This window comes from Streptomyces sp. bgisy100, assembly GCF_057709105.1.
Map to the genome: position 1 here is coordinate 1 of NZ_JBYITE010000048.1, position 23,916 is coordinate 23,916.

Consider the following 23,916-nt stretch of genomic DNA (forward strand, 5'->3'; position numbering starts at 1 on the left):
GCAGGGGAGGCCCCGCGGCGCGGCACGGCGCCGGTCCACCCGCCGGGGCGGGCGGACCGGCACATTCCGACGGTCAGGGCCACGGCCGGAGTTCGGGGAGCGGACCCGGCTCCGCGTCGACCCGGTCCTCCGGAACCCGGCCCGCCAGCCACGCCGTCAGATCGGTCAGCGCCCCGCGCACGGTGACCGGCCGCTCGCCCGTCCCCAGAGTGCGCACCTCGGGCCCGTCGGCCGCCACCAGCGTCAGACCGCCCTCGGGCGCCCGCGGCGCGAGGAAGTCCAGGGCGTGCGCACAGAATGCGCGGGACCAGCCGTTCGGCCCGTGCCCCAGCAGCAGGTCGGCGGTGTGCATCTCCACCTCACGCCACCAGGCCAGCAGTGCGGTCGTCACCTCGCCGTCGCGGTAGCGCACCGGGAGCCGCCACTGCTCGGGGCCGAGCCCCGACCAGACCTCCTCGGCCGAGCCAAGCATGCTCCGCACAGCCCACCGCAGATCCTCGGCGGACCGCTCCGCACCCGCCTCGATGGCGGCGTCCCGGGCCGGCCGCCCGCCGTCGTACACCTCGACCGTCTCGCCCCGGGTGGCGTACCGGGCCTGCCGCGCGAGCGCGGCGCCGACCCCTTCGAGATGCGCCAGCACATGCGCACGCGACCAGCCGGGCAGCGCGCTCGGCGCCCGTACCACCGCGTCGGTGAGCCCGTCCAGCAGCCCGTCCAGCCGCCGCTGGGCGGCGAGCACGGCATCCAGCGGGGGTGTCACGGCCACAGCAGCTCCTTGCGCCAGTCGGACCCGGTGCGGCGGTAGACGAGCCGGGTGTGCCGGCGGTCCCGGTCGCCCTGCCAGAACTCCACCTCGTCGGCCCGGAGGGTGTACAGCGTCCAGCCCGGAGCCACGAGTTCCGGGTCCCGCTCCAGTCGCGCCAGGGACTCCCGCACCGCCCGGTCCCGGACGGTGAGGTCCTCGAGCGGGCTGCTCTGCCTGCCCAGCAGGGACTCCGCCCGGGCCGCGGTACTCCGGGCGAGGAAGTCGGCGGCGCTGCGCTCCGGGCTCTCCGCGGTCACCGGACCCCGGACGCGGACCTGCCGGGCGAGCGGCTGCCAGTGGAAGGTCAGCGCGGCGTACGGCCGGGCGGCGAGGTCGCGGCCCTTGGCGGAGGCCGCGTCGGTGGCGAACTGCCAGCCGTCCGCGGTCACGTTCTTCAGGATCAGGACGCGGGCGGACGGCGCGCCGTCGGCGCCGGCCGTGGACAACGTCATGGCGTGGGGTGCCGGGACGCCGGCCTTCACCGCCCCCAGCAGCCACTCACCGAACAGCCCGTCCGGGCCGGCGGGCGCGCTCCCGGGATCGAACCGGGGCGGATCGCCCGCGAACACCTCCAGCCCCCGCAGCAGTTCCCGCAGATCGGACATGAAATCCCCCTCCGTGGCTAATGGTTGATCGTGAGGCTAGCATTAGCCCGATGATGATCAGCCCGATGACGGAACAGCTGGCACTCGAACTCGCGGTCACCATCCGGCACGACGGTGCGGGCGGCGTCACCGACGACCTGGAAACAGTCGACGGCCTGGCCCAGTGGCTGCGTGGCCGGGAGGAACGGCTGCGCTCCGCCCTGGACGCCGGCCCGGTCACCGCGGACGAGACCGTGCTGAGCGCCGTGCGGGAGGTGCGCACCGCGGTGCGCGCGCTGTTCGCGCGGGCCGTGGCGCCGCGCCCCGCGAGCCGGGCCGACGCAGGGCGGCTGCCCACCGCCGAGGACGCCCTGCAGACCCTGGCCCGGGCCGCCGGGCGGGTGCCCACCGCGCCGCGCCTGGACTGGCCGGAGGGCGGCGAACCGGTGGCCGTACCCACCGCCGCCGCGCCCGCGTCCCCCGCCGACCGGGTGGCCGCGGCTCTCGCCCTCGCCGCGGTCGCCCTGCTGACGGGGCCCGGCCGGGCGCGGCTGCGGGCCTGCCCGGCGCCGCGCTGCGTGCGCTACTTTCTCCAGGACCACCCCCGCCAGGAGTGGTGCAAGCCGTCCTGCGGCAACCGCGCCCGGGTGGCCCGCCACCACGCGCGGCACCGGGACCGCACCGGCGGCCCCGCGCCGGGGGCCGGGCGGGAGGGGTGAGCCACCCCGGGCGCCCGAACGGAAGACGCAGCGGAGAACCCCGGCGCGAAGGTCCGGAGCCACCGGACGAAGCGGCGTGGGAGGGAAGGCGCCGGGCGAAGCGGCGACGGTTGAAAGCGGTGCCGGATGAAGCCAGTGCCGGGTGAAGCAGTGCCCGACGAAGCCACGCCGTAAGAATGCTTGCCGGACGAAGGGCGTCGGGCGGAAGTGCCAGCTCCGCTCACCGGGGGGCCCCGGTCTGGCTCTTCAGGGGGAGGTGCCGCCTCCCGGCGCGGACATACTGTTCCGGCGTGCAGACGATGATGCGACCGCTGTTCGGCGGTGCCGTGTACCGCAGTTGGCTCCATGCGTGCCTCGGGGCGGCACTGAGCCTGCCGCCCCTGACCGCCGTCCTGGCGGCGTTCGGCCGCCCCACTCCGGCAGGAGTGGCGGCCGGCTGCCTCGCCACGGCCGCGGTGATCGTGGCCATGGGCGCGCCCGCCGCCGCCCGGCGGGGAAGCGTGCGGCTGGCCAACGGACTGCTGGGGACCGGACTCCCCGCCCCGGCCGCGGCACCGCGGTCCCGCTGGGCCGACCGGCTGCGGACCTCGGCCTGGCTGGTGCCGCACATGGCGCTCGGCGCCATGGTGACCGCGGTGACCGGGCTGCTGGTCTTCGCGGCGGTCGCCTTCGTCACGGTCTGGCTCGACGGCGGAGGTGTCATCGACATACACCGCACCGAAGTCCGGGTGCCGGCGGGCCCGCAGGGAGTGTGGACCCTGGGCGCCGCGGCCGGGTGCCTGGTGGCGGCCTGTGGTGTCACCGCCGGAGGAGCGGCGGTGCTGCGGCTGCTCGCCCCGGCCCTGTTGGATCTCCGGCCCGCCGAGCGGCTGGCCGCCGCCGAGGAGCGGATGCGTCAGGAGGCCCAACGCAACCGGCTGGCACAGGAGTTGCACGACTCGATCGGACACACCCTCACCGCGGCCACCATCCAGGCCGCCGTCGCCAGGGAACTCCTGGGCAGCGATCCACAGGCCGCCCTCAGCGCCCTGAGCAGCATCGAGGAGACCTCGCGCGCCGCGCTGGACGACCTCGACCACGTCCTCGGCGTCCTCCGCGCGGAACCGTCCCCCACGGCACCCCGGCGCACACTGACCGACCTCGGAGCACTCACCGGCACCGTCCGCCGGGCGGGCGCCGAGCTGACCGTCGAGACCACCGGTGACCTCGACCGCCTCCCCGCCACCGTGTCGCGGGAGGCGTACCGGATCATCCAGGAGGGCCTGACCAACGCGTTACGGCATGGCGGACAGACCGGCCTCACCCTGCGGGTCGCCGTCCGCGGCGGCCTGCTGGAGGTGGAGCTCACCAACCCCGTCGCCACGGCGGCGGGCCGGCCGTCGGGACGCCACGGGCACGGCCTCACCGGCATCACCGAACGGGTCCGGCTGCTGCGCGGCGAGGTGACCGCAGGACCGGTGGACGACCCGGACCCGTCCGGCGGAGGCCGCTGGCGGCTCGTCGCACGGCTGCCGCTGCGGCCCGCGCCGTGACCGGCACCCCGGTCGCGCAGGCCGCCGCCGAGGAACGGCCGGTGACCGTCCTGATCGTCGACGACGAGGAACTCACCCGCACCGGACTGCGCACCCTGCTGTCGGCCAAGCCCGACCTGGACGTCGTGGGCGAGGCGGCCGACGGCGACGAGGTGCTCCCGCTCGTCACCGAGCTGCGCCCCGACGTGGTGCTGATGGACCTCCGGATGCCCCGGGTCGGCGGCATCGAGGCCATCCGCCGGCTGCACGCGGAACTGGCCCGTCCGCCGAAGGTCGTCGTGATCACCACCTTCGAGAACGACGAGCACGTCCACGACGCCCTGCGGGCCGGCGCCAGCGGGTTCATCCGCAAGCGCGCCCCGTCGCAGCAGATCGCGCACGCCGTCCGGCTGGTCGCCACCGGTGACTCCGTGCTGTTCCCCGGTGCCGTCCGGCCACCGGCCCCCGCACGGCTCGTCCGCCGGGACCCGGCCACCGGAGGTGCCGCGACGCTCACCGGCCGTGAGACCGAGATCGTCCGCCTGATGGCCCAGGGGCTGTCCAACCAGCAGATCTCCACCCGGCTGACCGTGGCCCTGGAGACGGTCAAGACCCACGTGGGGAACCTGCTGGCCAAGCTCAATGCGAACAACCGTACGCATGCGGTGATCCTCGCCTACGAAGCCGGACTCGTGGGGCCCGTGACGGAGGAACACCGGTCACCGGCCGCGCCACCGCCACGGCGGTCCGGCTGACGGGCCGCCGGGCTGTTCGGGCGGTCCGTTCGGACGGTCCCGGCCCCGGCGCCGCCGCTCTCCGGCGTGCGGCCCCGCACCGGGCCGGCCGACCGCCGGTGTGCGCTCCCCGGAGCACCGCGGCACGCTCCCGGCGGCGCCCCGGTGCGGATCGCGCGCGGTCGGCGGGCACGTACCATGTCGGCATGTCCTTCCTCCGCCGCCGCAGCGCAGCCACGCCCACCGGGCCGGACTTCGATGTCCTCGCGATGGATCCCAGTGACTGGCCGGGCAATCTCGGCGCGGGCCTGCTGCCTGCCCCGGACGGCAGCTGCCAGGGCGTCTTCCTCCGCTACGACCTGTTCGGCGGCCGCGGCCCGGCGATGATCATCGGCAATCTGCCCGCGGGCTCCCCGGCCCGTGAACTCGGTGAGGACCAGGCCCCCTTCGAGGTGGCCCAGCTCCTCGCCGCGCTGGGCAACGAGGAGCCGGTGCACGTCGTGGAGACCGAGGACACCCCGGTGATGCACGAGGACAACCTGCTGATCGTGCGGCGGATCAAGCTCTCGGAGAGCCGGATCTCCTGCGCCCAGTTCGACCGCAGCGACGGCGTGCTCGTCACCATCGCCAGCTGGGACCGCCCGATCACCGACGACCTGTACCAGCTGCTCAAGCCGCTGCCCGCGGAGATGTTCCAGCAGAGCTGACCGCTCGGCCGTCCGCGCGGAGCGGGCCACGGCTGTCCACGCGGAGCCGCCCACAGGCAGCCGCGCCGAGCCGAGCCCACAGTGGTGCCGCCGCCCCACACAGGTGGCGGAGCGGCGGCACAGACCGTACGGGCCGTCCCCCGGGGCGGGCGGCACCCGAGCCCGGCGGGAGCCGGGGCTACTGGTCCGACTGGCGCACGGTCACGTCCTCGGCCTTCACGAACGCCACCCGGTGGCCGGCCTGGATCTGGTAGTACTTCTGCTTCCCCCGGACCACCCGGTGGCCCTTGGTGTCGAAGGTCGGGGCGTAGTAGTACTCACCGCTGATCTTCGGGCCCACGGCGTACTTCTCGCCGGCCCCCAGCTTGTACGGCAGCGCGGACAGCGGCTGGACGGGAATGTCCTTCGGGTAGGCAGCCGCCTCCGGGTACGCGCGCCCGAACACCTCGACGGTCTTCCGGCCCGCCTTCGGGGTGGCGACCCGTCCCTTGGCGTTCACTGCCGTCGGCTGCTTGGCCGGGTTGTGGAACCAGGCCTTCTGGCCCAGGTACCAGACCGCCGTCCAGTCGCCCTTCCGCTCGGCGACCGCGAACTGCTGGCCGGTGGAGGCCCGCGCACCGAGATCGTTGACCCCGGTCGTCGAGTCGTCACCGTTCGGCGGATGCAGCCCGATGTCCTTGACCAGCGGCGCGTCCGCACGCGGCGCGGTGTGCAGCCGGACGGCGCCGGAGCCGTGCGACGGGCACTTCTCCTTGCTGTCCTTCTTGCAGCCGGTGTAGACGGGCTTGTTCCGGGCGTAGTCGGGCCGGATCGTCACCAGCCCGCCCTTCGCGTCCGCGGTCGACCGCAGCGGGGCGCCCAGCAGCTCGAAGTAGTGCGCCCAGTCCCAGTACGGACCGGGGTCGGTGTGCATCCCGGGAATCGTCATCGCCGTCGGGCCCGGGACGTTGTCGTGGCCCAGGATGTGCTGCCGGTCCAGCGGGATGTCGAATCGTTTCGCCAGATGCTGCACCAGCCGGGCCGAGGCGCGGTACATCGCCTCCGTGTACCAGGCGTCGGGCGCGGTGAGGAAGCCCTCGTGCTCCAGACCGATGGACTTGGCGTTCACGAACCAGTTCCCCGAGTGCCAGGCGACGTCCTTGAGCGGAACGTGCTGGGCGACATGGCCGTCCGAGGAACGCAGGCTGTACTGCCAGGAGACGTACGTCGGATCCTTGATCAGGTCGATCGTCACGTCCCACGGACCCTCGGTGTCGTGCACGATGATGTACTCGATCTTCTGGCTGCGGGGCCGGTCGGCCTTGTCGTGGTTGCCGTAGTCCCGCTCGCTCCCCTCGCCGAACTCCTTGTACGGGGCCGGAATCCACTCGCACGCCACCGCGGTCGGGCACTCCGCCTTGCCCGCGGCCGTGGCGCGCAGGCCCAGCCGCGGCGCCTGCTCGGTGGCCGGCTCCAGCCCGGGCGCACCGGGCAGTGCGACCTCCTGCCCGCTGTCGGTGGTGCGCCGCTCGCCGTGCCGGATCACCTGGAACACATCGTCGGCGTAGCCGGCCGCCGTGGCACGGTCGTCGGCACCGGAGTACCGGGCCACGGCCGCGTACCACTGCGCCGGATCCCCGCTGAGCGGCAGACCGAGCGACTCCTGGGCGGCGGCGAGCAGCGCCGCGCCACCGCTGATGTTGGCCGCGTCGTCCTCCCGGAGCCGGCGCGGGGCGAGATCCGTCAGCTCGGCGGCCCGCTGGAGCGTCCGCAGCCGGGCCGGCACCTCCGACGGCTCCGGAACCTCGGCCGGCTGCTCGGGAACGGCCCGGCGCGACCGGGAACCGTCGCCACGCGGATCCTCCTCGCCGGCGTGCGCCAGGGGCGGGGCCTCCGCCAGCGCGGTCCGGGCGTCCGTCAGATGCATGGGGCCGTAGCCGCCGGAGACGGACGGCTCCCCGTGGTGGCTGTCCCACCGGGACTGCAGGTAGGAGACCCCGAGCAGCACGCTCCGGGGCACCTGGTACCGCTGCGCCGCGTCGGTGAACGCCTGCTCGAGGGAGTAGGCGTCGGGCCGGGCGGCGGTGGCGGACGGCGCGGCGGCGACCAGGGGGATCAGCAGAGCGGCGCCGGCTGTCGCGACGACCGCCCGCCCCCCGAGCCGCCGGGTGCCTCTCGCGCCTTCGTGAGCGGATCCTCGCATGCAGCAGCCTCCTCGGGCTGGACCGTGCCAGGTGATGCGCAGACGGGATGGGGATGGCGTGGAACCCGACTACAGCTATCGCTAGTCAGACGATCCGTCAATCACGCTGCGGCGGAGGAGTTTGCATGTCCTGGAAGGAGCGCCAGAGGTACGGAATACAAGGCCGAGAGGCTGTTGCGGGGCTGCGGAGCGGACCGGAGCCGGGCCGCGGAGCACCAGGGAATTTCGACCGATCGGCCCAGAGGGTTCACCCCGCGCCGGTCCGTCGCGTCCCGGGAGCGTGCCGGCCCCGGAGTGGGGACGGTGGCCGACCCGGATACCCGGGTCGGCCACCGTCCCCACTCGGTCAGCGCGTGCCGACTGCCGCCCGTACGGCCCGGCGCGCCATGGCGCAGTCGTCGTGCAGCCGACGGAGCAGCAGCCGCTGCTCCTCACCCGTCGAGCCGGGAGCCTGCACGGCCGGCGCCGGGTCGTGCATGGTCCGCTGCACGGCGGTCTCGTAGGTGCGGATCTCCCGCGTCAGCACCAGCATCAGATTCACCAGGAAGGCGTCCCGAGCGGCCGGGCCGGCCGCCTGGGCCAGCTGGCTGATCTGCCGACGGGCGACCGGTGCGTCACCGAGCACCGACCAGAGCGTCGCCAGGTCGTAGCCCGGGAGATACCAGCCGGCGTGCTCCCAGTCGACGAGGACGGCGCCCGCGGGGGACAGCAGCACATTGGAGAGCTGCGCGTCGCCGTGGCAGAACTGTGTCGGGACGTGCTTCCCGGCGCCGTGCGCCAGCCCGTGCAGCAGCTTCTGCAGATCCCCCATGTCGCGGTCGGTGAGCAGCCCCAGCTCGTGGTAGCGCGTCATCCGGCTGGCGTAGTCGACCGGGGCGTCGAACAGGCCGGCCGGCGGCCGCCACTGGTTGACACGGCAGATCGCGCCCAGCGCCGCCCGTACGTCGGCGCGCGGCGGTGTCTCGGCCGGGTGCCGCTGCAGGGACGCCACGCGCCCCGGCATGCGCTCGATCACCAGCGTGCAGTTGTCCGGGTCCGCCGCGATCAGCCGGGGCACCCGCACGGGCGGGCGGTGCCGGACGAACGCGCGGTATGCCGCTATTTCCTGCCGGAACCGCTCCGCCCAGGCGGGGGAGTGGTCGAGTAAGCACTTGGCGACGGCGCTGCTGCGGCCCGTCGTCCCGACCAGTAGTACGGACCGCCCGCTGCGCCGGAGCACCTGTACCGGATTGAACTCCGGACAGATGCGGTGCACCGCAGCGATCACCGTGCGCAGCTGAGCGCCCTGGGGGCCGGACAAGTCGATTCTCCCGCTGAGCGGTTGGGCGCCCGGTCCAGGCGCCCGCCGTGGCCGACCGCCGCCGACCGTCGCGGCGTGGGCCGGGTCGAGATACGGCCCGCTGCCGGTCGGCTGCGGGCGGTACGGGCGGGGCGGGGCGGACACGGAGGACGATGCTGCGTACATGGGCGTGACAGATCCCTTCGCGTGCCGACGAGTTGTTGCGCTCCCGGCCCCGAGGGCGGCCGGCACCCTGGGGAATGCGGGCCGCCCGCCAGGCCGGGGAGGCGCGTTCCTACAGGACACCCGGCCGCGGGTGGCACACCATCTGGCGCACCCTGGCGAACCCTGGCGAATAGTCGCCCGGCCCATGACGGCCGGTTACTGTCAACTCAGCCGAGGAACCTGGGGGCTTGACGTGACCAAGGAACCCAACACCCGACTCGCGGACCTGTTCGGCCTGGCCGGCTGGTCCAAGGGCGAGCTCGCGAGGCTGGTGAACCGGCATGCGGCGGCCATGGGCCATCCGCAGCTGGCCACCGACACCTCGCGGGTGCGGCGTTGGATCGATACCGGCGAAGTGCCGCGCGATCCCGTGCCGCAGGTTTTGGCATCCCTGTTCACCGAGCGACTCGGTCGTGTCGTGACCATCGAGGATCTCGGGCTCGACCGACAGGGACGCGCAGGGAAACGGCAGTCCGCCGAGGGACTGCCGTGGGCGCCCGAACGGACCGCCGCGGTCCTCACCGAATTCACGGGAATGGACCTCATGCTCAACCGACGCGGCTTGGTGGGCGCGGGCGCCGCGCTCGCCGCAGGCTCAGCACTCACCGGCGCCATGCACGACTGGCTCCACACCGACCCGTCCCTCGCCGCCGACGGCGTCGGGGGCGGCACGTCCACCGTCGATCCGGCGGCCTTCGACCGGTACGAGGCGGCCCCCGTGGGGTCGCAGGAGATCGAGGCGCTGGAGCACTCGGTCGAAGTCTTCCGGGCCTGGGACGCCGCCCGCGGCGGCGGACTGCAGCGCAAGGCGGTGGTCGGCCAGCTCAACGAGGTGGGCGGCATGCTCGCCTACCGGCACCCCGACCATCTCCAGCGCCGGCTGTGGGGGGTGGCGGCCAACCTCGCCGTCCTCGCCGGCTGGATGTCCCACGACGTGGGTCTGGAGCCCACGGCGCAGAAGTACTTCGTGATCGCGGCCCACGCCGCCCGCGAGGGCGGCGACCGGCCGCGGGCGGGCGAGGCGCTCTCCCGCGCCGCCCGGCAGATGGTGCACCTGGGCCGCCCGGACGACGCCCTGGACCTGATGAAGCTGGCCAAGTCCGGCTCCGGGGAGGAGACCCTCCCGCGCACCCGCGCGATGCTGTACACCATCGAGGCGTGGGCCCAGGCGTCGATGGGGCGCGGCCAGGCGATGCGGCGCACGCTGGGCGAGGCCGAGGAGCTCTTCGTCTCGGACAAGGGCGATGTCCCGCCGCCGAGTTGGATGCAGATGTTCGACGAGGCGGATCTCCACGGCATGCAGGCCCTCGCCTTCCGCACCTTCGCCGAGCACGACCCCTCCGCCGCCGTCATTGCCCAGCGGCACGCCAAGGAGGCGCTGCGGCTGCGGGAGAACGGCCGTCAGCGGTCGAAGATCTTCGACTACATCTCCCTCGCCTCGGCCTGCTTCATCGCCGACGACCCGGAACAGGCCGACCGGTACGCCCGGCTCGCGCTGGTGTCGATGGGGGAGACCTCCTCGCACCGCACCTGGGACCGGCTCCGCGAGATGTACCGGCTGACCGGGCAGTACGCCGGATACGGCAGGATCGAGGACCTGCGCGAGGAGATCCAGCAGGCCATGCCGAAGAGCCCCGCCAAGGGCAGGAGCTCAACGGTGTGACGGGGCCCGTTCGGGACGGCGGGTGCTCCTGCCCCTGACGCGACGACAGTTCCGCAGCAGACCCTTGCGCTTCAGAGATCTGCGCTTCGGAGATCTGCGCTTCAGAGTCAGAGATCGAGGCTCCGCGCCCGGCTGCTCCGGGGCGTGGGTGCGGGAATCCGCGGTGCAGGTCAAATCTGCGGAGGCCGTCGGGAAGGACGCCGGCGCTGTGGTCGCCGGTGCCGGTGCTACGCGTCGATCCGCGCGATCATCACGCATGCGTCGTCCTCGCGATCCGTCTCACCGAATTCCTCGGCCACGATCCGCACGCACTCCTGCGCGCTGCGGGCGGCCGACAGTCGAGGGCCGAGGGCCAGCAGCCGCTGCACTGCCACGTCGCCGTCGGGGCTGGTGGGGTCGGTGAAGGAGGGGGCGAGGCCGCCGGTGTGCAGGACCAGCAGGTCACCGGGGGCAAGCTGCTCCTCGGCCTGCCCGTACGAGGCTCCGGAGGTGGCGCCGAGGAGGACTCCGCCCGGCTGCGGCAGGGTGCGCCCCACCCCGTCGCGGAACAGCAGCGGTGCGGAGTGTCCCGCCTGTGACCAGGACAGGGCGCCGTTGCGGGAGTCGTAGCGGCAGCAGAGGGCGCTGCCCAGAGCGGGCTGGGCCGAGGCGTCGAGCAGCTGGTTGAGCCAGCCCATCAGCGCCCCGGGCGCCACGCCCGCGACCGCCATACCGCGCAGCGCGCCGAGCAGCATGGCCATCCCGGAGGTGGCGGCCACGCCGTGCCCGGTGAGGTCGCCGACGCTGAGCAGGGTCTGCCCGTCGGGCAGGTGCAGGGCGTCGTACCAGTTGCCGCCGATGAGGGCGCCGGTGCCGGAGGGGAGGTAGTGGGCGGCCAGGTCGAGCGAGGCCTGACCGCCCTGCGGGAACCGCAGGGAGCCGCGCCAGGGAGGCAGCACGGCTTCCTGCAGCTCGACCGCAAGCCGGCGCTCTGTCTGCGCGATGTGCCGCTGGCGCTGCAGCGAGTCACGGGTCTCGCGCACCGCCCGCTGGCTGCGTCGCAGCTCGCTGACGTCACGCAGCACGGCCCACATGGAGGCCGTGCAGCCGTCGGCGTCGAGCACCGGCTCGCCCATCATGTGGAGCGTGCGGACGGAGCCGTCGGCACGCACGATGCGGAACTCGCCGTCGATGGGCTTCCCGTCCACCAGGCAGTCCGTGACCATGGCGGTCAACAGCCCCTGGTCCTCCGCGAACAGCCAGGACGGCAGCTCGTCGAGAGAGAGCGGACCGTCCTCGGGGGTGCGCCCGAAGATCCGGAACAGCTCGTCCGACCAGTCCACTTCGTCGGTGAGCAGATTCCACTCGGCGCTGCCCACCCGGCTGAGCAGAGAGCCCCGCCCGGCGGGGGACGGCGTCCCGGCGGGCGGCGCGGAAACGACGGTGTCCGGCGCGGCATCGGCGGGGACGAGGTCGGGCGGCAGCCCCTCGCGCAGCTGTCCGAGCTGCTGGCCCAGGTCGTCGAGGTGATGCACCGCGAGGTCGCAGAGCGCCCGCTGCCAGCGGAGCCGGGGATCGTCCTCGGCCGATGAGGCGTCCCGCCGTACGGCGTCGACGCCTCCGCGTAAGCGGCGGGTCTGGGAGATGAGGGCGTCCACCGCGCCGCGCTCCGGCGGCTGAGCGGCTGGACGGTCCGCGAACGAGTGGGGCGGCATCACGTACTCCGATATAAGCGCGGCCGAGTCTGAGGGAAGGGCCGGTAACGACTGTTGCACAGGGAGCGACGACCCGTAAGGGATTTGGCAACACCCGATTCGGTGGTGCTTCCGGCATATGCCAGGGGCCTTGAAGGGCGGTTTCTCCGGTTCGTCGCCCCGGCTCGGCGGAATCATACGGTCCGGGTAGGCTGCGGCGCTCGGGTACGGAAATCCGCGCTGCTCATCAGGCGTAGATCCCGTGGTCACCGGCAAGAATGCCGGTCGGCGGAAATCCCGTTGCCAGCGAACCCACCGCACCGGATGCTGACCTCATGTTCGATCCAGACATAGCGCCCAGTGGCACCCTCCTCGGCCTCCTGCAGCGAGGCCGCGGCGACGGGACCCTGCATGCTCTCGCGGCGCCGCGGGCCGAGGCGCTCGCCGCGCTGCACCACTGTGTGCTGCACGACCCCCGGCACGACTGGCAGATCGAGAACCGCTCCCTGTACTACGCGCGGCTCCACCTCGAGCTCGACGGCGGGCTCGACCCGATCGAACAGCACCTGTTCCACCCCGACGACCTGGTGGACAGCTCCGAACAGCGCACCGGGCTCGCCCTCGCCGTCCTCGGCCACCTCGCCAGCTACGGGCGCACCGATGCCCTGCTGCTCCTCCGCCGCTACGCCGTCGCCGGCAGCAACTGGGCCTGGGCGCTGGACGAGCTGGCCCTCCGTGACGAGGACGACGCGCTGAAGGCCCTCGGCCGCGCGGTGGTCGCCCGGTTCCCCCGCACCCCGCAGGGCGAGGCCGACCTCGCCGCGGCCGTCCGGGACGCCTTCGAACCCCGGCCGTGGCGGCTGTGGGCCGACGACCGGGACGACCCGGACACCGCGGCCCGGGTGCGCGCCGCCCGGGAACAGGGCAGCTTCGACCGCTGGCAGCGGCAGCTCAGGCCGAGCGGGCCGCGCCCCGGGTGGAGCGTCCGGGAGGTCCTCGACTGGGCGCAGCAGGGCCTCGACCAGCACCCCTCGCAGCCGCGCCACGCGGCTGCCGCCCGCTGCATGACCGCCGTGGCCGGCCCCGAGGACCGTCCGGAGATCGTCGAAGCCGCCCGCTCGGGCCCGGACGGCGCCCGCTGCACCGCCCTGCGCCACCTCGCGGAGCAGCAGGACCCCGAGGCCCTGGACCTGCTGGACGCCGCCGCGGCGAGCCCGTCGGCCGTCGTGGCGGAGGTCGCCATCGCCTCCTTCGAACGCATGCGCAGCGTGGCCGCGCTGGAACGGGCCCGCGGCTGGGCCCGCCGGCCGGACGCGGTGGGCCGGGCGGCGGCGGGCGTGCTCGCCTGCCGGGGCGGCCGTCAGGACTCCGAGCTGGTGCTCGCCGCCCTGCGTACGACCGTCCGCACCGAGGGCGCGGACGCCGCCGAGCTGTGGACGCTGGTCGACGGCGCGGGCCGGCTGTCGATCGCCTGCGCCGCCCCGGTGCTGCGCCACATCTACCGCGAGACCTCCTCCTCACAGCTGCGCGGGCGGGCCGCCCGCGCGCTGGCCGCCACCGACCCGTCGTTCGCCGCGGGCTTCGCCGTGGAGTGCCTGTGGGACTGCGAGGAGACCACCCGCGAGCTGGCGGCCCGGCACGCCGCGATCGGCGACATCCGCGTCGTCGACCAGCTCCGCCGGCTCGCCGCGGACCCGGCGGAGGAGGCGGAGGTCCAGACGGCCGTCCGCAGCCGGATCGGGCCCGACATGCCCGCCGTGTGACGCCTGCGCGCGGCATCGCCGCGCAAACGCTCATGGGACGTTCCCCCGGCGGACAGATCCCCGTGGCCGGGGGCACGTCCCGGCGGCCGACAACACCCGTATGCGTGTCGTCATCGTCACCGAGTCCTTTCCCCCCGACGTCAACGGCGTGGCCCACTGCGCCCTGCAGACCGCCCGGCACCTCGTCCGGCGCGGTCACGACCCCCTGGTGATCGCACCGGCCGGGCCGCACGACGGCCCGGCCGTCCCCGACATCTCCGCCGCCGATCCCTGCCCGGTGGTCCGGGTGCCCTCGCTGCCGCTCCCCGGCTACCCCCAGGTGCGGGTGGCGCTGCCCAGCCGGCGGGTCGCCGCCTCGCTGGCCGCGCACCGCGCCGATCTCGTGCACCTGGCCGGCCCCTTCGTCCTCGGGGTCCGCGGCATGACCGCCGCCGCACGTCTCGGCATCCCTGCCGTCGCCGTCTACCAGACGGACCTCGGCGGCTACGCCCGCACCTACGTCGGCGCCGGTGAGAACGCCGCATGGCGGCGGATACGCTCCGTGCACGCCGCCGCCGACCGTACCCTCGCCCCCTCCTCGGCCGCCGTCCGCGACCTCGTGGAACACGGCGTTCCGCGGGTGCGGCTCTGGCCCCGGGGCGTGGACGCCGAGCGGTTCCGCCCCGCGCTGCGCGACCCCGCACTGCGCCGTTCCCTCGCCCCGGGCGGCGAACTGCTCGTCGGCTACGTCGGCCGCCTCGCGCCCGAGAAGCAGGTGGACCTGCTGGCGGGGACGGCCATGCTCCCGGGGGCGCGGCTGGTCGTCGTCGGGGACGGCCCCAGCGCCCCGGGACTCCGTGCGGCGATGCCCGGGGCCCGCTTCCTCGGCCGTCGCACCGGCGGCGACCTCGCCCGCATCTTCGCCTCGCTGGACCTGTTCGTGCACACCGGGCCGTACGAGACGTTCTGCCAGACGGCGCAGGAGGCCATGGCCAGCGGGGTGCCGGTGGTGGCGCCGGCGGCCGGCGGGCCCCTCGACCTGGTCGATCACGGCCGCACGGGCCTGCTCGTACCGCCGCGGGACCCCGCCGCCCTGACCCGTGCCGTCCGCTCCCTGCTGGCCGATCCGGAGCGGCGGGCCCGGTTCGGGCGGGCCGGGCGCGCGGCCGTGGCGGAGCGCACCTGGGAATCGGTCGGCGACCGGCTCCTCGGCCACTACGCCGAGATCCTCACGGCCCGGACGGCGGTGGCGGCATGACCGGCGCCATGACGCGCGAGGGACCGCTGCGGATCGTCCGGCTGGCCAACTTCGTCACCCCCTCCTCCGGCGGACTGCGCACCGCGCTGGCCGCACTGGGCGCGGGCTACCGGGCGGCGGGCCATGAGCCCGTTCTGGTCGTCCCCGGCGAGTCGTACCGCGACGAACGGACCGCCCAGGGGCGGGTGATCACGCTTCCGGGCACTGGGCTCCCGGCCACCGGGGGCTACCGGGTGCTGGCCGACCGCCGCCGGACCGCCCGGCTGCTGGAGAGCCTCGCCCCCGACCGGCTGGAGGTGTCCGACCGCACCACCCTGCGCTGGACGGGGGAGTGGGCCCGGCGCGCCCGCGTCCCCGCCGTGATGGTCTCCCACGAGTCGGTGGACGGCGTTCTGGGCACCTGGGGCGTTCCGGACGGCGTGGCCCGGAAGGCGGCGGACCGGCTCAACCGGCGCACCGCGCTGTCCTATTCGCGGGTCGTCTGCACCACTGCGTGGGCGGAGCGCGAGTTCACCAGGATCGGCGCCCGCAATGTCGTACGCGCCCCCTTGGGTGTCGATCTCGACCGGCGCCGGCCCGGCCTCGGCGGCGCCGCGCTGCGTGCCCGCTGGGCAGCCCCCGGCGAGACGCTGCTCGCTCTCTGCTCCCGGCTGTCCGTCGAGAAGGGGGCGGGGACGGCGCTGGACGCGCTCGCCGCCCTCCGCCGCCGCGGGGAACCGGCCGTGCTGGTGGTCGCCGGGGACGGCCCGCTGCGCTCCCGGCTGGCCGAACGGGCGCGCGCGGAACGGCTCCCCGTCACCTTCCTCGGCCACCTTGCCGACCCCGACGAGGTGGCCGCGCTCCAGGCCACCGCCGACCTCTGCCTCGCTCCCGGCCCCGTGGAGACCTTCGGCCTCGCCGCGCTGGAAGCGCTGGCCTGCGGTACGCCGGTGGTGGCGCACGCCGGTTCCGCGCTCCCCGCGATCGTCGGTGCGGGCGGGGCGGTCGCGGCCGGTGACGGCGTGGCGTTCGCCGACGCGGCGCGGGCGCTGCTCGCCCGGCCGGAGGCGGCGCGGCGGGCGGCGGCCCGGGCCCGCGCCGAACGGTTCGGCTGGGCACCGGCCGTCGAGGCGTTCCTCGCCGCGCACGGTGCCGAGGTCCTGACGGCGGCCGCCCGGCCGCGGCCCCGGGGCGCCGCCGCGTGAGCGGTTCCGTGCGTCGTGTCACGGCCATGCCGCCTGCACCGGAAGGTGTCCCGCTTCGCCCGTGAACTGACCGACTCTGCGTGAGATGTGCTGTTTCATAGTGGCGTGGGGCGGGATGGGAGCAGACCGACGGGCCGCACCGGCAGCGCGAACAGGCCCGCCCCATCCGCGCCGTTTCGGTCGTTGTCGGTCCGAGGATCTACTCTGTCCGTCGTGACTTCGCACGCCTCGGAACTCGCTCCGCCCCAGCTCAGCGCGGGGACCCGTGCTGCCCCGGGGCCCGCCGCCGACGAGGGGCTGGCCCGGCGGCTGCGCGCGCTCGCCTGCACGGCGCCGCTGCACGACCTCGACGTGCGCAAGGCCAACCTCGCCGGGGAGTACACGGTCTACGCGATGGCCGAGGTCGCGCTCGCCGCCATCGATCTCGTCACGCTCAACATGGACTTCGACACCGGAGCCGACCACGAGCAGATAGTGGCCAGGCTGCTGCCGCGGGTCGCGGCCCAGGCCCCGGAGCGCCCCGCGGGCGAGCACGAGCGGGTCGCCCGCTGGGTGCTGGAGAACCTCATCAACGTCGGCAGCGTGGACCGCGGATTCCGCGCCGTCTACGGCACGTTCGGCCCGGACGGCGCCTACGTCCGGCGTGACTACGACTTCAAGCTGGTGGAGGAGGTGCCCGGGCCCGGCGGCAGCGTGTACCTGCGCACCACCGACGAAGCGGTCAACGTCCTGGTCGGCGCCCTCGACACCGATGTGACCAGCGCCCAGATCGCCGCCGAGGTGAAGCTGGAGGTGCTGATCAGCCGCGGCCGGCTCGCCGACGCGCAACTCGCCGCCGAACAGGCCCGCTACCGCACGGTCCAGTACGCCGAGACGCTCCGCCGGACCCTCGACGCCACCCGGCGCAACGTCCGCGCCGTCGACTGGCTGCGCACCGTCCCCGACATGATCGCCGAGGCGCTCGACCACGTCGCCGACCGCTACCGCCACGAGAACGCCATCCTCACCAACATCCGCCGCGCCCGCGACGAAGCGGAGGAGCCGGAGCACAAGCGCCGCGCCGCCGAGCTGGTGGACATCGTCAAGGACTGCATCCGCCGCCACACCCAGCTCCAGTCCCGGCTGCTGGAGGCCGGACCGCTGTTCCGCGCCGAGCAGGACCGGCAGGCGTTCGCCGCCCCCGCGGCCCGTGCCGGCCTCGACCTCTACGGGCAGCTGGTGGCCCCCGTGCTGCCCCTGGCGGTCGAGCGGGCGACCCGGGTCACCGACGCCTTCTTCGCCCGGGGCACCGGGCTGCGCACCCCCTCGGCCGTACGCCTCGGCGACCTGGTGGACCTGCTGTTCACCCCGCCGGTCGAACGCGACCACCTGGGCGCCGAGATGCCGGAGCCCGACCTGGTCGCGACGCCCGACGACAGCCGGTTCAGCGAGGAGCAGCTCGCCCGGGCCATGGAGCTCCTCGACCTCCCGCCGGACGCTCCGCGGCGCCTGTCCGGACTGCTCGCCGACGCCCGCCGCCGGGACCCCGAACTCCCGTACCTCGTGGCCCTGCTCGCGGTGCACGCCGCCAGCCCCCCGGTCGGCACCGCCTACCGGCAGGGCGAGCAGCGGCTGCTGTTCGCCGTCGACGACGGCACCGAACTCGACGACCCGGAGTTCGGCGGCGCCGACCTCATCGTCGGCACCGCCCTCCTCGACGCGGCCGGGATGGCCGCGGACCGCACGGAGGCGGCGTGACCGTCCCGTCCACCGACCCCGCCGCCCACCGCAAGGAGCAGCAGCCGTGACCACGTACCGCCCCGACGGCGGCCCGCCCGGCGAGCCCGCCGAGGCCGGAGCCGACTTCACCCGTGGCACGGAGACCGCGGCCGAGGGGTACCCGCACGCCGGGACGCAGGCCCCTACCGCGGCCCACGCACCCGCGTCCGGCGTCACCCCGGCCGACGCCGCCGACGCGGCGCGGCTCGTCGCCTTCGGGCTCCAGCCCAAGCTGCAGCCCGCCCGCGACGCCGACTACACCGAGCTGCTGCGCCGGCACCGCGACGACCCGGCCTTCGCACGGCTGGCCGACGCCGTCGCCACCGGGCTGGGCCTGGTGGTCCTGGAGGTGTCCACCCGCGCCGGCATGGCCGTGGCCGCCGCCGAGGACTCCGTCTTCGCGGTCCGCATGGGCGACTACGCCCGCCGCGCCTCCTCGGACTCCGCCGACCGGTTCCTGCACGGGCTCGCGCACCTCGCGGTCGCCGCCATGGCCTTCCCCCGTCCCGAGGACCTCGCCGACGACGGCTACATCGGCCGGATCACCGTCAACGGCGTCGAGGCCTTCGTCCGCCAGGCCTGCCGCCGCCTGGAGGAGCGCGCCGACGAGCAGGGCGAGAACACCGACCCCACCAGCGGCGCCCCCGGCCTGGAGGCCGCCTGGCGCGTCTACGCCCGGCGCAGTGCCACCGGGGCCACCAAGGACGCGCGCCGGCTCGCCGGTTCGACCACCGGCATCGTCGGCAAGGCCGTCGCCTTCCTCACCGACTCGGGCTTCCTGCAGCGCACCGGGGACGACGCCGGCGGCGCCTACCGCACCACCGCCCGCTACCAGTTGCAGGTCCGCGACCTCGCGGGCGGCGCCGCCATGGCCGAGCTCCTGGAGCTCGGCGTGGTCCCGCTGAGCGACGGCACCGCCACCCTGCTCCCGCCGGACGACACCGACGACCTCGACCTGGCGGCCGACGCGGGCCTGCCGTTCCACTCCTGACCGCTCCACGCCACCCCACCACCCACCAGCACACCAACGAGAGTCCGCCATGTACGAGCTGTCCCGGGTCCGCCTCTACTCCATCGGGCCTGCCGGTGCGCGCTACGCCGACACCGTGCTCGACCTGCGCGGTGTCGGCGAGCCGGTGAGCCGGCCGGCACCCACCCAGGCGGACTTCTTCGAGGACGAGCCCACCGGCCCGCCGCGCCGTCCGGCCCCCGCGGGCGTGCTCTTCCTGGAGAACGGCGGCGGCAAGTCCGTCCTCCTCAAGCTCATCTTCTCTGTCATGCTGCCCGGCCACCGCAACACCCTCGGCGGCGCCAGCTCCGGTGTGCTGCGGAAGTTCCTGCTGGCGGACGACTGCGGGCACGTGGCCCTGGAGTGGCAGCACACGGTCACCGGTGAGTCCGTGGTCGTCGGCAAGGTCAGCGAGTGGCGTGGCCGCCAGGTCTCGAACGACCCGCGGAAGTTCGCCGAGGCCTGGTACTCCTTCCGGCCCGGCCCCGGGATGAGCCTGGACTCGCTGCCGGTCGCCGAGTCCGCCACGGTGCGGGCCCCGGCCGAGGGCGCCTCCGGGGCCCGCGGCCGGCGGCGCACGATGAAGGGCTTCCGGGACGCCGTCACCGAGGCCGGCAAGGCGTACCCCAACCTGGACGTCGTCTGGGAGGAGATCCACGAACGCTGGAACGAGCACCTCGGTGACCTCGGCCTCGACCCCGAACTCTTCCGCTACCAGCGGGAGATGAACGCCGACGAGGGCGAGGCGGCGGGCCTCTTCGCCGTCAAGAACGACTCGGACTTCACCGATCTGCTGCTGCGGGCCGTCACCGACACCCGGGACACCGACGGGCTCGCCGACCTCGTCCACGGCTTCGCGCACAAGCTCGGCCGGCGCGCCGAGCTGATGGCCGAACGGGACTTCACCGCCGGTTCCGTCGACCTGCTCGGCCGCATCGTCGACGCCACCGCCGAACGCGAGCGGGCCCGCGAGGTGCACAGCGGAGCCGAGCGCCGCACCCGGACGCTCGCCCGCCGGCTGTCCGTCCGGGCCCGCCTGGAGCGGGGCCGCGCCGCGGACCTCACCCGGCAGGTCACCGCCGCGGCGCAGACCGTCGCGGACACCGAGGAGGCCCGCGCCCACAGTTCGCTCATCGGGGCCGAACTCGCCTACCGGCACGCCTCGCTGGCCCTGGCCGCCGCGGAGAAGGCCGCCGCGGCCCAGCGCCGCGAGCTCGGCGACGCCCGTACCCTGCTCTCCGCCTGGCAGGCCGCAGAGGCGGTGCTCCGCCACCGGGCCGCGGCTGACCGCTCCGCCCGGGTCGCCGTCGCGATCCGGGAGGCCGAGCGGGACGCCGCGCCCGCGCTCGCCGCCCGCGCGACGGCCGCCGCCGACCTGGTACGCGCCCTGCAGGCCGCCGCGGAGGACGGCGAACGGCTCGCCCAGGAGGAGGAAGAGCGCTCCGCCGCCCTCCAGGAGGCGGGGGAGGCGGCACACCGCGACGCCACGGCCGCCGCCACCGGGGCCCAGCGCGCCCGCAGTGAGACCGAGCACCTGCGCCAGCGGCTCGCCGAGGTCGAACAGGAGACCGCGGAGGCCGTCCGCGCGGGCTGGCTCGACGACACCACGCCGGACGCCGACCCGGCCCGGGCCGCGCTGGCCGCCAGTGACGCCGAGAAGACCGCGGTCGCCGCCTGGGAGACGGCCCGCGCGACCGCCGGGAGCACCGCCGAGCGGGCCAGGGACACCGCGGCCGCGGAGTCCCGCGCCGAACTCGCCGCCGCCCGCGCTGTGGACGCCGCCCAGGCAGCCGAGTCCCGCTACGACGCCGAGCGCCGCCAGGCGGAGTCCATCGGTGCCGACCCGCGGCTGGCCGAACTGCTCAGCCTGCCGCACGTCTCGGTCCCCGGCATCCCCCGGCCGCGCCGGGGCACGCCCGCCCCCGGAGCGGGGCAGCCGGGAGCCGCGCCGGACCCGTCGTCCGGCGCCGCGGAGCCCGGCGACGACGGAGCCCCGGCCGGTCCGCTCACCGCCGAGGACGTGGACCGCGGCGCCGACGGCCTCCGCGCGATGCTGGAGGAGAACATCGCCTCCGCCGAGCGGCAGCTCTTCGACCTGCGCACCGCCGCCGCGGACGACGCGCGGATCCTCGGGGCGCTCGGCGACGGCGGGCTGCTCCCGCCGGGACCCGACGTCCTGGCCGCGGTGGAGTTCCTCGGCGAACACGGCATTCCGGCGCTCCCCGGCTGGCGATACCTCGCCCAGGCCGTCGACCCCGCCGACCACGCCACCGTGCTCGCGGCCCGCCCCGAACTCGTCGACGGCGTCGTCATCACCGACCCCGCCACCCACGCCCGAGCCCGTGACGTGCTCGCCGGGGCCGCGCTGCTGCCCCGGTCCACCGTCGCCGTCGGCACCGCGGCGGCCCTGCTGGCGCCCGCTCCCGCGCCCGGCGCGGACAACGGCTCCGAGGTGTTCCTCGTCCCGCCCAACCCGGCCATGCACGACGAGCGGGCCGCCGACGACGAACGGCAGGCGCTGCGGGGCCGCGCGACGGCCCGCGAGGAGGAGATCCGCCAGCTCGCCGCCCGGCTCTCCGGCGACCGCGCCCTGGCCGCCCGGATCGCCTCCTGGCGCACCGGCTGCCCGGCCGGCCGGCTCGCCGAACTCGCCGACGACGCCCGCACCGCACAGGAGGCCGCGGACACCGCCCGCCACGGGCTGGCCACGGCCCGGGCGGCCCGTACCGAGGCGGACGAGGCCGCCGCAGAGGCGGCCCGGATCCGGGACGAACGGCAGGAGGCCGCCCAGCGCGCCCGCCGCGCCGCCGACATCCTCGCCGGGCTGGCGCACCGGCTCCGGGAGCGGGCCGGCTGGCAGAGCCGGGTCCGTGAACTCACCGAGGAGGCGGCCGAGTCCGAGGCCCGGGCCACCGCCTGTCTGGACCGGGCCCGCGCGGCGGACGAGGACCGCCGCGCCGCCCAGCGCGCCGCCGACGACGCCCGGCGCACCGCCCGGGCCCTGCGCGCCGAGCGGGCCGAGATCGCCGGTGCCCCCGACGACATCGGTGAGGACGACGCGCAGCCGCGCGCCGCGCTGCCCGCGCTGCGCGAGGCCTACCGCGCGGCCTCCCAGCTCTACGAGAAGGTCGGCGTCGGCGCCGACCTCCGCGCCGAACAGGCCCGGGCCGAGAGCGACGAGAGCGCCGCCCGCGCCGAACTCGACCGGCTCACCAACAAGGTGCGCACCCGCGCCGCCCAGCTCCTGGAGGGCACCGACGGGGCCGACGGCCCCTCCCGCCAGGCCGCAGCGGCCCGCGCCGAGTCGCTCGTCCAGAAGCTGGAGTCGCGCGCCTCGTCCGCCAGTGAGCAGCTGGGCCGGCTGCGCGGCGAGGCCGAACGCCTCGCGCCCGAGGACGGGGAGGCCCACACCGAACTGCCCGAGGAACTGGTGCCGGCCGACGCCGAGCAGGCCCAGGCCCTGCTGCGCACCGCCACCGGCGAACTCGCCGCCCGCACCGACGCCTGGGAGACGGCCCGGGCCCGGCACACCGAACTGCTGCACGCCCACCGGACGGCCGAGGACGCCACCGGCGGCTTCGAGGAGACCGCGGCGCTGCTGCGGGACCTGCTCCGCGACCCGGTGCCCACCGCCGACCAGGGGGACGGCGCCGAGCAGGAGCCCGAGCCGTACCCCGGCGGGCTCGACGAGGCCCGGCAGGCCGCCGCCGAGGCCCGTCGCTCCCTGCGCGGCTGCGCCACCGATCTCTCGGCCGCCGACTCGACCGTGCGGGAGGCCTCGGACGTCCTCGTCCGGCACGCCAACTCCAGCCGCTACGAACACGTCCGCACCCCGGCCCGGCAGCAGATCCGGGAGCTGCCGGCCTCGGCGTTGCCCGAGCACGCGGCGGCCTGGGCCGACGCCTTCGCGCCCCGGCTGCGGGTCCTCACCGACGAGCTGGAGCAGCTGGAGCGCAACCGCGACAGCATCGTCGACCGGCTCCGCGGACTCGTCGACTCCTCGCTGGCCACGCTCCGTTCGGCGCAGCGGCTCTCCCGGCTCCCGGAGGGCCTGGGGGAGTGGTCGGGCCAGGAGTTCCTGCGCATCCGCTTCGACGACCCGGACCACGCCACGCTCACCGAGCGGCTCGGCGAGGTCATCGACGAGGCGACCCGGGCCGCCGTGCGGAAGAACTCCGACCTGCGCCGGGACGGCATGTCGCTGCTGCTGCGCGGGGTCGCCGCGGCGCTGCAGCCCCGCGGCATCGCCGTCGAGATCCTCAAGCCCGACGCGGTGCTGCGCGCCGAGCGGGTACCGGTGGGGCAGATGGGCGACGTGTTCTCCGGCGGACAGCTGCTCACCGCGGCCATCGCCCTGTACTGCACCATGGCGGCGCTGCGCAGCAACGACCGCGGGCGGGACCGGCACCGGCACGCGGGCACGCTGTTCCTGGACAACCCGATCGGCCGGGCCAACGCCACCTATCTGCTCGAGCTCCAGCGGGCCGTGGCCGACGCGCTCGGGGTCCAGCTGCTCTACACCACGGGTCTGTTCGACACCACGGCCCTCGCCGAGTTCCCGCTCGTCATCCGGCTGCGGAACGACGCGGACCTGCGGGCCGGGCTGAAGTACATCAGCGTGGAGGAGCATCTGCGCCCCGGTCTGCCGCAGCAGAACGCGGGGGAGGAGACGGTGCACGGGGAGATCACCGCGACCCGGATGTACAAGCGCCCGGCGGCCCAGGCGACTGCGCCGGTTCAGGAGGCACCCCTGGCCCAGGAGACCCCCGCTGCCCAGGAGAGCGCTGCTCAGAAGGCCTCCGCGGCCCAGGAGGCGCCGGCGGAGTGAGGCCGGCCGGCCGGCACCTCGCGGCCGCCCCGCGGTCGGTCCGGGCGACCGCGTC

Annotated in this window: 16 protein-coding genes; 11 read left to right on the forward strand and 5 right to left on the reverse strand. The window is 75.2% G+C overall.

The window, feature by feature from the left end; translation table 11 throughout:
• Nucleotides 1-73 precede the first annotated feature (73 nt).
• Together AC3EQ1_RS25540 and AC3EQ1_RS25545 are read right to left on the reverse strand one after the other, a co-directional pair.
• Nucleotides 74-766 (reverse strand): maleylpyruvate isomerase family mycothiol-dependent enzyme, encoded by a 693-nt coding sequence (locus AC3EQ1_RS25540; protein WP_432096679.1) that lies wholly within the window; start codon nucleotides 764-766, stop codon nucleotides 74-76.
• Nucleotides 757-1,410, reverse strand: coding sequence for a pyridoxine/pyridoxamine 5'-phosphate oxidase (locus tag AC3EQ1_RS25545; protein ID WP_432096680.1), 654 nt, complete (start codon nucleotides 1,408-1,410; stop codon nucleotides 757-759). Before AC3EQ1_RS25545 ends, AC3EQ1_RS25540 begins: the two co-directional genes overlap by 10 nt.
• A 53-nt stretch (nucleotides 1,411-1,463) precedes the next feature.
• Here AC3EQ1_RS25545 and AC3EQ1_RS25550 point away from each other — a divergent pair, with 53 nt between their 5' ends.
• From AC3EQ1_RS25550 to AC3EQ1_RS25565, 4 genes are all read left to right on the forward strand, one after another.
• Nucleotides 1,464-2,108, forward strand: a complete 645-nt coding sequence (locus AC3EQ1_RS25550) for a CGNR zinc finger domain-containing protein (protein ID WP_432096720.1) — start codon at nucleotides 1,464-1,466, stop codon at nucleotides 2,106-2,108.
• A gap of 299 nt (nucleotides 2,109-2,407) precedes the next feature.
• A complete protein-coding gene (locus AC3EQ1_RS25555) occupies nucleotides 2,408-3,640 on the forward strand; it encodes a sensor histidine kinase (protein ID WP_432096721.1) in 1,233 nt (410 codons plus the stop codon).
• Nucleotides 3,637-4,374 carry a response regulator gene (locus AC3EQ1_RS25560; protein WP_432096681.1) on the forward strand — a complete coding sequence of 246 codons (738 nt, stop codon included), beginning with the start codon at nucleotides 3,637-3,639 and terminating at the stop codon, nucleotides 4,372-4,374. The genes AC3EQ1_RS25555 and AC3EQ1_RS25560 overlap by 4 nt, the downstream gene beginning before the upstream one ends.
• Nucleotides 4,375-4,559: 185 nt before the next feature.
• Nucleotides 4,560-5,060, forward strand: coding sequence for a hypothetical protein (locus AC3EQ1_RS25565; RefSeq protein WP_432096682.1), 501 nt, complete (start codon nucleotides 4,560-4,562; stop codon nucleotides 5,058-5,060).
• Nucleotides 5,061-5,238: 178 nt separating this feature from the next.
• Here AC3EQ1_RS25565 and AC3EQ1_RS25570 read toward each other — a convergent pair whose 3' ends face one another.
• Both AC3EQ1_RS25570 and AC3EQ1_RS25575 read right to left on the reverse strand, forming a co-directional pair.
• On the reverse strand, nucleotides 5,239-7,242 hold the full coding sequence (locus tag AC3EQ1_RS25570; RefSeq protein ID WP_432096683.1) for an N-acetylmuramoyl-L-alanine amidase: 2,004 nt from the start codon (nucleotides 7,240-7,242) through the stop codon (nucleotides 5,239-5,241).
• Nucleotides 7,243-7,588: 346 nt separating this feature from the next.
• A complete protein-coding gene (locus tag AC3EQ1_RS25575; protein ID WP_432096684.1) occupies nucleotides 7,589-8,707 on the reverse strand; it encodes an aminoglycoside phosphotransferase family protein in 1,119 nt (372 codons plus the stop codon).
• A gap of 232 nt (nucleotides 8,708-8,939) precedes the next feature.
• Here AC3EQ1_RS25575 and AC3EQ1_RS25580 point away from each other — a divergent pair, with 232 nt between their 5' ends.
• Complete coding sequence (locus AC3EQ1_RS25580; protein WP_432096685.1) at nucleotides 8,940-10,409, forward strand: DNA-binding protein NsdB; 1,470 nt, start codon at nucleotides 8,940-8,942, stop codon at nucleotides 10,407-10,409.
• Nucleotides 10,410-10,636: 227 nt separating this feature from the next.
• Here AC3EQ1_RS25580 and AC3EQ1_RS25585 read toward each other — a convergent pair whose 3' ends face one another.
• Entirely contained in the window at nucleotides 10,637-12,103 is a 1,467-nt protein-coding gene (locus tag AC3EQ1_RS25585) for a PP2C family protein-serine/threonine phosphatase (RefSeq protein ID WP_432096686.1), read from the reverse strand.
• A 314-nt stretch (nucleotides 12,104-12,417) separates the two neighbouring features.
• Here AC3EQ1_RS25585 and AC3EQ1_RS25590 point away from each other — a divergent pair, with 314 nt between their 5' ends.
• The 6 genes from AC3EQ1_RS25590 to AC3EQ1_RS25615 all read left to right on the forward strand — a co-directional run bounded on the left by AC3EQ1_RS25590 (nucleotide 12,418) and on the right by AC3EQ1_RS25615 (nucleotide 23,861).
• On the forward strand, nucleotides 12,418-13,845 hold the full coding sequence (locus tag AC3EQ1_RS25590) for a HEAT repeat domain-containing protein (protein WP_432096687.1): 1,428 nt from the start codon (nucleotides 12,418-12,420) through the stop codon (nucleotides 13,843-13,845).
• 100 nt (nucleotides 13,846-13,945) lie between these two features.
• Entirely contained in the window at nucleotides 13,946-15,082 is a 1,137-nt protein-coding gene (locus tag AC3EQ1_RS25595; protein ID WP_432096688.1) for a glycosyltransferase family 4 protein, read from the forward strand.
• An 8-nt stretch (nucleotides 15,083-15,090) separates the two neighbouring features.
• Nucleotides 15,091-16,266 (forward strand): glycosyltransferase, encoded by a 1,176-nt coding sequence (locus AC3EQ1_RS25600; RefSeq protein WP_432096689.1) that lies wholly within the window; start codon nucleotides 15,091-15,093, stop codon nucleotides 16,264-16,266.
• Nucleotides 16,267-16,479: 213 nt separating this feature from the next.
• Nucleotides 16,480-18,003 (forward strand): hypothetical protein, encoded by a 1,524-nt coding sequence (locus AC3EQ1_RS25605; RefSeq protein WP_432096690.1) that lies wholly within the window; start codon nucleotides 16,480-16,482, stop codon nucleotides 18,001-18,003.
• A gap of 46 nt (nucleotides 18,004-18,049) precedes the next feature.
• The gene (locus AC3EQ1_RS25610) at nucleotides 18,050-19,015 is read left to right on the forward strand and encodes a hypothetical protein (protein ID WP_432096691.1); all 966 of its coding nucleotides are present in this window, start codon (nucleotides 18,050-18,052) and stop codon (nucleotides 19,013-19,015) included.
• A 49-nt stretch (nucleotides 19,016-19,064) separates the two neighbouring features.
• Nucleotides 19,065-23,861 carry a coiled-coil domain-containing protein gene (locus AC3EQ1_RS25615; RefSeq protein ID WP_432096692.1) on the forward strand — a complete coding sequence of 1,599 codons (4,797 nt, stop codon included), beginning with the start codon at nucleotides 19,065-19,067 and terminating at the stop codon, nucleotides 23,859-23,861.
• The last annotated feature ends 55 nt before the right edge of the window (nucleotides 23,862-23,916 follow it).

Excerpts from the sequence above, each read along its gene's own strand:
- AC3EQ1_RS25550 (WP_432096720.1), top strand. The coding sequence starts at position 1,464 with ATGATCAGCCCGATGACGGAACAGCTGGCACTCGAACTCGCGGTCACC.
- AC3EQ1_RS25565 (WP_432096682.1), top strand. The coding sequence starts at position 4,560 with ATGTCCTTCCTCCGCCGCCGCAGCGCAGCCACGCCCACCGGGCCGGAC.
- AC3EQ1_RS25555 (WP_432096721.1), top strand. The coding sequence starts at position 2,408 with ATGATGCGACCGCTGTTCGGCGGTGCCGTGTACCGCAGTTGGCTCCAT.
- AC3EQ1_RS25585 (WP_432096686.1), bottom strand. The coding sequence starts at position 12,103 with ATGCCGCCCCACTCGTTCGCGGACCGTCCAGCCGCTCAGCCGCCGGAG.
- AC3EQ1_RS25575 (WP_432096684.1), bottom strand. The coding sequence starts at position 8,707 with ATGTACGCAGCATCGTCCTCCGTGTCCGCCCCGCCCCGCCCGTACCGC.
- AC3EQ1_RS25545 (WP_432096680.1), bottom strand. The coding sequence starts at position 1,410 with ATGTCCGATCTGCGGGAACTGCTGCGGGGGCTGGAGGTGTTCGCGGGC.
- AC3EQ1_RS25570 (WP_432096683.1), bottom strand. The coding sequence starts at position 7,242 with ATGCGAGGATCCGCTCACGAAGGCGCGAGAGGCACCCGGCGGCTCGGG.
- AC3EQ1_RS25615 (WP_432096692.1), top strand. The coding sequence starts at position 19,065 with ATGTACGAGCTGTCCCGGGTCCGCCTCTACTCCATCGGGCCTGCCGGT.
- AC3EQ1_RS25600 (WP_432096689.1), top strand. The coding sequence starts at position 15,091 with ATGACGCGCGAGGGACCGCTGCGGATCGTCCGGCTGGCCAACTTCGTC.
- AC3EQ1_RS25595 (WP_432096688.1), top strand. The coding sequence starts at position 13,946 with ATGCGTGTCGTCATCGTCACCGAGTCCTTTCCCCCCGACGTCAACGGC.
- AC3EQ1_RS25590 (WP_432096687.1), top strand. The coding sequence starts at position 12,418 with ATGTTCGATCCAGACATAGCGCCCAGTGGCACCCTCCTCGGCCTCCTG.